This is a genomic window from Peptostreptococcus sp. MV1 (assembly GCF_000758885.1).
Classification (GTDB): Bacteria; Bacillota; Clostridia; order Peptostreptococcales; family Peptostreptococcaceae; genus Peptostreptococcus.
The window spans coordinates 19,092-27,764 of record NZ_JRNB01000084.1 but is presented as its reverse complement, the minus strand read 5'-3'; the positions used below and the strand labels follow the sequence as shown (position 1 = coordinate 27,764).

Here is an 8,673-nt window from a genome sequence, read left to right as displayed (position 1 = left end):
CCCTACGTGGACTTTCACCACAGACTGACGGCATGCCCGTCATACATAAAAAAACACGTAGTCCTCATAAGGGACGACGTGTTATAATCGCGGTACCACCCTAATTACCAGCCCAGGCTGATCTCTTAGAAGATTTATAACGGTATCTAACCGTCTGAGCCTACTAAACTTCAGTCAGAAACTCCAGAGTGTTCTTCATCACAGGTATATTACTGGTCTTGCACCGCCACCAGCTCGCTAAAACATGGACCCACAACTACTCTCTCTATCACAGTCTTTAATTCAATAACAAAAGTATATCAATTTTAAAATGCTTTGTCAACGTTTAGCCACTTATATTTAGCATTTATTCCGAAAAGTTAGATTTTACATTGACAGCCTTGCTAAAATCGGATATTTGCCCGTTTTCATTGACAGCTATAATATAGAAATCATAATTTATATTATCCCTATTTATCTTTAGGGTTGTTGTATTTTTTTGTATATTTTTTGCCATCAACCTATAATTGGCCTCCTTGTGGTCTCGGTCAGTATAGTATACCCTATAACTATACCTACCCTTGTCTATTGGAGTCCACTTTAGCTTGACAGTACTATTTTCCCTGTCACTAATAGCTTCCAAATTCCTTACCTTCTTCTTCTGGAAGTCACTGCCCCTACGGCTGGATATGTTTAAAACCCTGCTGTCTTTGGTTTTTTCACCAGCGTAATTTTTACCAACTATGTAGACATCATAGTCAAAGTCAGATCCAACGCCAATATCAAACCTTAAAAGTTCTGCTAGCCTATTGCCAAATGGTATCCTTGTATTATCTACCCTAGATTTAGTATAAAGGCTATAGTCCTCACCTTTTATTCTATCTTTCACATAAATATCATAGGTATTTATCCTTCTATCATGGTCCCAACCTAGCTCAATATTCAACTTGCCATCCTTTATTTCATATCTATACTGAGGATTCTTTGGTTCTATATTTTCAAATTTAGATTGAGCGACATTTACAAGAGCCCTGTCGACCTTATCACCACTCCTAGCCTCTACCAAATATGTACCCAACCTATTCGCTTTTATATTTCCCTTATCATCCAAATCTATACCATAAGTAGTTTCTAATCCACTTTCCCCAAAGGCTACCTTCTTGTTGATATCATACTTACTTGAATTTATTACCCTATAACTTACATTAGTTTTCATGTCTTTTGGTAAGGTAGCAATTCTTGTATTCAAGTTCTGTATATTACCAACCTCAATATTGTATACATCATCCATTTCTAACCTATATACCTTTGGTTCGATTTTTATGGTAGTCTGACTCTCCTTCCTGTCATACCTGGATATCAGCTTGGCTTCACCAACGCCTACAGCCTCCACCTTGTTATCATCTACTTTCAGGACCTTGTCATTTGTAGTTGAGTACTTGAATTTATATCCACCCTCTAGTTTCTTAAAGTCATCTATATCTATATTAGCACTAATTTTGCTCTTATCACCATAGTATTTTAAGGGTTTATCAAAGTTGACCTGCATCCTAGTTATTTTAGGATTGACAACCATTATGGTAGCCTTCCTCAAGACCCTATTTTTATTGAGTACACCTATAGATGCATAGCCTACCTTATTTGCCGTCAACTTGTCGCCTTCAATCGATATAACCGACTTGTTGTCCAATACGGCAAACTTTAGTTTTGGTTTTTTTGCAAAGTCTGGAACCATTATATATTCTCCAGGTGATAGACTGACAGTATCTCCCAGCTTAATTACATACTTGTTCACATTTGTGATAAAGGTACCGCCTATGATCCTTATATCTATACCCTTGACCATTGGGCTAATATATCCATACTTTAGGCCACTAAAAATGCCAAATAAAAGAAGGGGTATTGCAACTATTACAGCTAATTGTCTCTTCTTATGCATAATAGTACCCCCTCTCTTGTCTTATAGTATTTACAATTATTTTCTAGTCTAGCCTAGAAGTTAATAAACTCCTTGATTTCTTATCAGTTACAGGTGCTTAATTGCCTGCAACTTCATCTATAAAGTACCTCTTGTACCACACTAGGAAAACCAAAACAGTGTATATCTTTCTAGCATTATTAGTCACACCATTATAGTGGTCATCTAACAATTTATTAATCTTTGCCTTATCAAAGAACTCTTCCACATAGTCTGCATTGAAGTATTCCTTGACGAAATTGTAGTATTTTTCCTCCTGGAACCACAGCCTGATCGGAACTGGGAATCCCTTCTTCTTTCTCTTGTACCATTCTTCTGGTAGCTTCTTTTCAGCTGCCTTTCTTAGGACGTACTTTGTAGTTCCATGACTGATCTTCTGGTCTGAACTGATACCTTCACCAACCTTCATTACTTCCTTGTCTAAGAAAGGAACTCTTAGTTCTATAGAATGAGCCATACTCATTTTGTCGGCCTTCTGTAGGATGTCACCTTCCATAAATAGTTTGATATCCAGATACTGCTTCTTAGTAATATCATCCTTACCCTTGACCACGTCATAAACTTCCTTAGTGATTTCTCTAACGCTCCTAGACTTGTGGTACTTGCTCTTTAAGATGTCTCTTGCCTCGTCCTCTTCAAACACTAGGGCCTCACCTATAAAGGTCTCTTCTACTGGTCTACCTGCCCTAAGTAGGGTTGTCTTACCATGGAATTCCGGTAGGTGCTTTGCTATTGCTGCTGCCGGTTTTAGTATAAATCCAGGTAACTGTCTAAGCTTCTTCTGGCCGGCATCTATATCATACCATTCATAACCACCAAATATCTCGTCTGCTCCTTCACCTGATAGGACAACTGTGACACCATTGTCTCTTACCAATTTTGATAGGAAATAAAGTGGTAGTGTAGATGGGTTAGACTGTGGTTCGTCCATATGGTACTGGATTTCTGCCAGCTTGCCCAGGCAATCATCACCATTTATTGTTTTTCTTATATTTTCTATACCTAGTATTTTTGATAGGTCTGCAGCAAGGTTAGATTCGTCAAATTTTTCCTGCTCAAATCCTATTGAAAATGTCTTGTCAGGCTTAAGACAAGCAGTTACATAACTTGAATCGACACCACCTGATAGGAAGGACGCTGAAGGAACGTCTGCTCTTGTATGCATTTTTACTGAATCAGCAACCACATCTTCTATCTTCTTTATATTCTCTTCTAGACTAGAGTGTGTATCATTGAAATTCACATCCCAGTACTGCTTGATATCCATCTTACCATTTTGGTAAGTAAAATAGTGACCTGCCCCTAATCTTTTTACCCCCTTGAAGAAGGTTTCATCTTTCTGAGAAGAGTACTGGAAGGTCAAATATGGTTTTAGGGCCTTTTCATTTACTTCCTTCTTAAAATCTGGATGTTCTAAAAAAGCCTTTATTTCAGATGCAATTAGCAGGCAATCCCTGCCATTCTTCTGGTACTCATAATAGTATAAAGGCTTGATACCAAAGTGGTCCCTGGCTACAAAGGCCTTTTTTTCTAGCTTATCCCATATGCAGAAGGCATACATACCCCTAAGCCTATCCACTAGGGCTTCACCATACTCTACATAACCATGAATTAGGACCTCACTATCTGTACTACTCTTGAAGGTATAGCCTTTTTCTATTAGTTCAGCTCTAATCTCTTCGTAATTATAGATTTCTCCATTGAATACCAATACCTTGTTACCGTCATGACTATATAGGGGTTGACCGCCAGCCTCACTCAAGTCAAGTATACTTAGCCTTCTAAAACCAAGGGCTGCATCGTCATCATAGAACTTGCCTCCCATATCTGGTCCCCTATGGATAATTCTATTCATCATCTTATCCAAAATTACTTCTTTATTGTCACTATTGTCAAAAAATCCAACAAAACCGCACATATATATTTCCCTTTCTTCTTTTATCTATCTTTACACTTTCTATATTTTACCAATGATATAAAATCAAATTACACTTGATATATTAAGCATTATTTTTATTCGTAAGAAATATTATATCATGAAAATTAGTATTTTTCAATTTTTTGGCATTTGAAAATGCAAGCATGAAATCATAATCTTGCATTTTTATCTTTATCTGAGTATATACTAGCTATTTTGTACACAGTTTCATAAATGTCTCTATTATAGACCCTATAATCAGCCACAGATTCATACTTGCAATGTCTTATATCATATAGATTTTTTAGGGTTTCAAGCCCTCCATTAGATAAGGGCCTACCATCTGTTGCCAGATTTTCTATCTTTCTATCAATATAAAAAACCTCATTATTGGAGTTTTTTATATGTGGGTGGTTTTTCTCCATCATCACTATACCACCACCAGTTGCTATTATTAGACCTTTTTTATTAATCAGTTCACTGAGAACATTAAATTCTATCTCTCTAAAGTAGTTTTCACCGTACCTATCTATTATTTCACCAGGTCTAGAAGCTTCTTTTTCATATATCAACTCATCGGTATCAATAAATTTCCTATTTAAGAATGTAGATAACTTCACTCCAATACTTGTTTTACCACTACCTGGCATACCGACAAGAATTATATTTTTATCATTGGTATTGCACATGTCCTGGACCTGTCTATATTCTTCAAAAAGTCTGGCCTGCCTCTTCTTGCTGATTGTGAATATTGCCCTAAATACCTCCTCAATATCACTGTCTATATCATAATCTTGATATAACTTATTTATTATATCAGCCTCTCTATCTGTATTTTCTATACCTATACCTTCTATATATTTATATAAACCTAGCCTGTCTACCAGTTCCAACCTTTTCTTTAAAAAGCTTACCAACTCTCCATCTACCCTATCAATATTTGTCCTAATTTCTCTTAAATCCATGACTCTCTCCCTAAAATAAATAGTCAGCCAGACTAATTGCCGTCATAGCCTCTACTACAGGCACTATCCTTATGCCTATACATGGATCATGCCTGCCCTTAATCTCTACATTTGCATTATCTCCACTAGCCATATCAACCGTCTTTTGTAGCCTACCAATCGATGGAGTTGGTTTGACTGCTAGCCTAAAAACAATTGGTTGACCTGTTGAAATGCCGCCTACGATTCCAGAAGAATTGTTTGAATAGTAGCATATATCGCCATCCTCACCATAGTACAACTGGTCATTGTGGTTTGAACCAAACATACTGGCCACATCAAACCCATTCCCAAACTCAAGAGCCTTTACTCCTGGTATGGAAAATATATTTTTTGATATAGACGATTCTATACCATCAAACATTGGGTTCCCATGACCAGCTGGCATACCCACCACACCACATTCGATTATAGCCCCAATACTATCCTTGTGACTTCTAACCTCACTAATATAGTCTTGCATATTCAGGCCAGCCTCACTGTCAATCGTTGGAAATTCCTTATTTTTTGTCTTATACAAAGCCTCAAGGCTCAAATTAAGTAGGTCATATTTTTTATCTTCTATATTACCGATTTTTGAAATATGGGCACCAATATGAACCCCTTTTTCCTTCAGAACCTGCAAGAGTATCCCCCCAATCAAGCATATTGGAGCAGTCAACCTACCTGAGAAATTGCCTCCACCCCTCATATCAACATACTCTCCAAACCTAAGCCTAGCAGTCAAATCTGCATGAGAAGGTCTAGGTCTATTGATTAGGTCGCTGTAATCCACTGATCTCTTGTCTGAGTTCTTGATTGTAAAAGCAATAGGAGTACCCGTAGTCACTCCATCTAATATTCCACTGTGAAATATTGGTTGGTCAGCCTCCTTTCTAGCAGTAGTCAAACTACTCCTGCCTGGGGCCCTCCTAGCCATAAAGTCCTCAATGGCCTTCATATCAATTTTTATTCCAGATGGTAACCCCTCCATAACTCCACCAATGGCAGGTCCATGAGATTCACCAAATATATTTATTTTTATCCTATTTCCTAATATCCAAGTCATATCTACACCTACCTATTTAATAACTGTAAAACCTAAATCTTCCAACAAGTCAAAAAATCCCGGGTATGACTTATTCACAGCCTCAGCCCCATTTATCACTAAGTCTCCATTGAGCATACTTGAGGCAATACTAGCAGCCATAACTATCCTGTGATCATTAAAAGAGTCAACTCTATATATTCTACCACTTTCTTGATTCAAGTATTTTTCTATACCTTCAACTATAAATAAGTCCCCTTTTACCCTAGCCTGACCACCAAGAGATTGCACCATTTTAATAACTGATTCTACTCTGTCACTTTCCTTTATCCTCAACCTCTCAAATCCGGTAAAGGTACTGTCGCCATGAGCAAACATAGCTAATACCGCCAGAATAGGCAAAATATCTGGTGTATCAGATATATCCAAGCCAATGGCATTTCTATCATTTGGCCATATTTCTATTTTTGAATTACTAATAAGAATCTTTGCTCCATATCCTTTTAGAACATCTACTATCTTCTTGTCGCCTTGACTTGAGCCAAAGTCTAAATTTTCTATACTTATAGGCATTTTAAGAGCTCCCAAGGCCATAAAAAAGCATGCGTTAGACCAATCTGCCTGAGAATTTATATTAACATGCTTATACTTCTGACCAGACTTTATTTTGTAACTTCTTACTATATTATCAGCAAAAGCATTGGTGCTCAATTCAAACTCCTCAACCTTGACACCAAATATAGACATGACGTCTTTGGTAAGGTCTATATAAGGTTTTGATTCTAGCCTATCCAATACATTTACAATCACTTCTCTATCCATCAAGGGCCCTGCTAATAAGAGACCTGATATGTATTGAGATGAAATATCACCCCTAATAAAAAATATTATCCTCTTTTCATCTATGTAGGTTTTACGAGTCAACTCACCTATACTATCAGCCTTAAATGTGTCTGTGCCCATTTCATTATTATCCCTAAAGGCACTAGCATCAGTACTTTTATTTCTAATCTCAATTGGCAAAGTATCCTGACATACATCAGCTCCCGCCTGTCTAAGTACCCTCGTCAAATCACTTATGGGCCTCCTCTTCAAACCCTCTTTTCCTACAAAAATATAGTCGTCAGTCAAACTCGTTGCCAAGGGCAGTAGCATCCTCAGCGTAGAACCACTCTCTCCACAATCAACGATTTTAGGATCAGAATTATATCTTTTTATAGTATTTTTTCCCCTGTAAAAATCCGACTTCATATCCTCACTATACATTTGACAGGTATAATCAAATTTCCTTTTCTCCGGCTCAATAGGCCTTACAGATAAGCTAGTTAGTCCAATATCAATTTTAGCTCCCAAAACTTCAAGTGCTGATATTGTCGCCATAATATCATCAGACAAGCCCTTATAAGAAATACTAGAAGTACCACAAGCCATGGCAGCACATATTAGAGCCCTATGTAGAAATGACTTTGAAGAAATAACTTCCACAGGTCTTTTTTTATTAAAATCAACTTCCTTACTATATCTAATAGTTACACTCTTGTCACCCTTCATATTATCTCCAAAATCTACCTAGAATTATGTTTCTTTATCTTTTCATAGACAACATTACATATCACGAATAGTATAACAAATAACAAAATGTAATAAATTGTTAATTTTTGTGTGCTATGACCAAACTGCTTGACCAAGCTACCATTACCCTTCTTTATAAGATAATCTATCCCACAAACACCAATTGAAAACATCAAAGAGTTTGCAATCTGCTTTATTCCTATATTCTTCATTTTTAGTCCTTTCTCGTTTGCCAAATTATAAATGCTTTAATTACAATAATTATACCATAGTTGATAACTTGTTACAAAATGTAATACATATTACGGAACTGTAATTCTAAATAACAGGCCTGTAATCTTTATTTCGAAGCAAATGTGGTAATATAATAGTATAAAGAAATTGATGAAAATATGCAAAGAGTGCATAATATATAAATTAGTTTTCTTTTTAGAAAAGGATGTGATTTTATGAAGAAGAAATTTTTGACAATGGTAATGGTAGTAGCTGGAATAGCATCAATAGGTGGCATCGGTTTAGCAATAAATGCTGGTCATTCACAGGACGCATTAACAGCCAAAAACGATACGATGTATGCCCACGTCGAAACGCCTCTTGCTGATCAAGAAAACACCGTAGAGGAAAGTGTAAAGGATAACAATACAAACCCTATTGGTAAGGAAGAAAATCTTACAATAAATGAAATTCAACCAGAGGCAAAGGATGTATCTCAAAATATAGATAAAGTTAACAATAGGGACATAGTGGTAAACGAAACTAGCAAGAATATTAATAGGAAATCAAACTTACCTGCAAATAAGGTTATTGTTAAGAACAAGGTTGCTGTATCCATAGAGCAAGCAAATACAGAGCAAGCAAATAATGAAGAAAATTTAAATAAAAATGTGGATTTAAATGCTAATAAGCCTGCTCAGCCTAGTTTGAGTAAGGAAGATGCCCTAAATTTATTGAAGGAAAAGAACGACAAGGTAGATTACAGTTATATGGGTGATGAAGAAACATATAGTGTACTAAAAGAAAAAGGTCATCAGGGATATGTATTCCTACCAGATATTCAGACAGACTTGGGAATGTTTGTAAACAAGAATACTAGGGAAGTTTATTACTTCCATCCATCTGGCTACATGGATATTTATTAATCCTTAAACGTTTAACTCTCAAACAATAAAGCAAGGTTTTTAATCGAGTAGGGAGA

At 36.4% G+C, this 8,673-nt stretch carries 7 protein-coding genes and 1 other annotated feature; of the genes, 1 reads left to right on the top strand and 6 read right to left on the bottom strand.

Going from position 1 to position 8,673, the window contains the following annotated elements; all coding sequences use genetic code 11:
• Positions 1-66: 66 nt before the first annotated feature.
• Positions 67-281, bottom strand: a binding site (T-box leader).
• A 65-nt stretch (positions 282-346) separates the two neighbouring features.
• The 6 genes from HMPREF1639_RS06350 to HMPREF1639_RS06325 form a co-directional block, all read right to left on the bottom strand.
• Complete coding sequence (locus HMPREF1639_RS06350) at positions 347-1,918, bottom strand: fibronectin type III domain-containing protein (protein WP_036764562.1); 1,572 nt, start codon at positions 1,916-1,918, stop codon at positions 347-349.
• Between the two features lie 97 nt (positions 1,919-2,015).
• Positions 2,016-3,875, bottom strand: a complete 1,860-nt coding sequence (asnB, locus tag HMPREF1639_RS06345; protein ID WP_036764560.1) for an asparagine synthase (glutamine-hydrolyzing) — start codon at positions 3,873-3,875, stop codon at positions 2,016-2,018.
• Positions 3,876-4,045: 170 nt separating this feature from the next.
• Complete coding sequence (locus HMPREF1639_RS08960; RefSeq protein WP_052045444.1) at positions 4,046-4,840, bottom strand: shikimate kinase; 795 nt, start codon at positions 4,838-4,840, stop codon at positions 4,046-4,048.
• Between the two features lie 10 nt (positions 4,841-4,850).
• Positions 4,851-5,927, bottom strand: a complete 1,077-nt coding sequence (aroC, locus tag HMPREF1639_RS06335; RefSeq protein WP_036764558.1) for a chorismate synthase — start codon at positions 5,925-5,927, stop codon at positions 4,851-4,853.
• 12 nt (positions 5,928-5,939) lie between these two features.
• The gene (locus tag HMPREF1639_RS06330) at positions 5,940-7,457 is read right to left on the bottom strand and encodes a 3-phosphoshikimate 1-carboxyvinyltransferase (protein WP_036764556.1); all 1,518 of its coding nucleotides are present in this window, start codon (positions 7,455-7,457) and stop codon (positions 5,940-5,942) included.
• 14 nt (positions 7,458-7,471) lie between these two features.
• Positions 7,472-7,690 carry a hypothetical protein gene (locus HMPREF1639_RS06325; protein ID WP_036764553.1) on the bottom strand — a complete coding sequence of 73 codons (219 nt, stop codon included), beginning with the start codon at positions 7,688-7,690 and terminating at the stop codon, positions 7,472-7,474.
• A gap of 237 nt (positions 7,691-7,927) precedes the next feature.
• On the opposite strand from HMPREF1639_RS06325, the gene HMPREF1639_RS08955 reads away from it, so the two are divergent.
• Positions 7,928-8,617, top strand: coding sequence for a hypothetical protein (locus HMPREF1639_RS08955; protein ID WP_052045443.1), 690 nt, complete (start codon positions 7,928-7,930; stop codon positions 8,615-8,617).
• The last annotated feature ends 56 nt before the right edge of the window (positions 8,618-8,673 follow it).

Coding starts and splice junctions, on each gene's coding strand:
- aroC (WP_036764558.1), bottom strand. CDS start 5,927: ATGACTTGGATATTAGGAAATAGGATAAAAATAAATATATTTGGTGAA.
- HMPREF1639_RS08955 (WP_052045443.1), top strand. CDS start 7,928: ATGAAGAAGAAATTTTTGACAATGGTAATGGTAGTAGCTGGAATAGCA.
- HMPREF1639_RS06350 (WP_036764562.1), bottom strand. CDS start 1,918: ATGCATAAGAAGAGACAATTAGCTGTAATAGTTGCAATACCCCTTCTT.
- HMPREF1639_RS06325 (WP_036764553.1), bottom strand. CDS start 7,690: ATGAAGAATATAGGAATAAAGCAGATTGCAAACTCTTTGATGTTTTCA.
- HMPREF1639_RS06330 (WP_036764556.1), bottom strand. CDS start 7,457: ATGAAGGGTGACAAGAGTGTAACTATTAGATATAGTAAGGAAGTTGAT.
- HMPREF1639_RS08960 (WP_052045444.1), bottom strand. CDS start 4,840: ATGGATTTAAGAGAAATTAGGACAAATATTGATAGGGTAGATGGAGAG.
- asnB (WP_036764560.1), bottom strand. CDS start 3,875: ATGTGCGGTTTTGTTGGATTTTTTGACAATAGTGACAATAAAGAAGTA.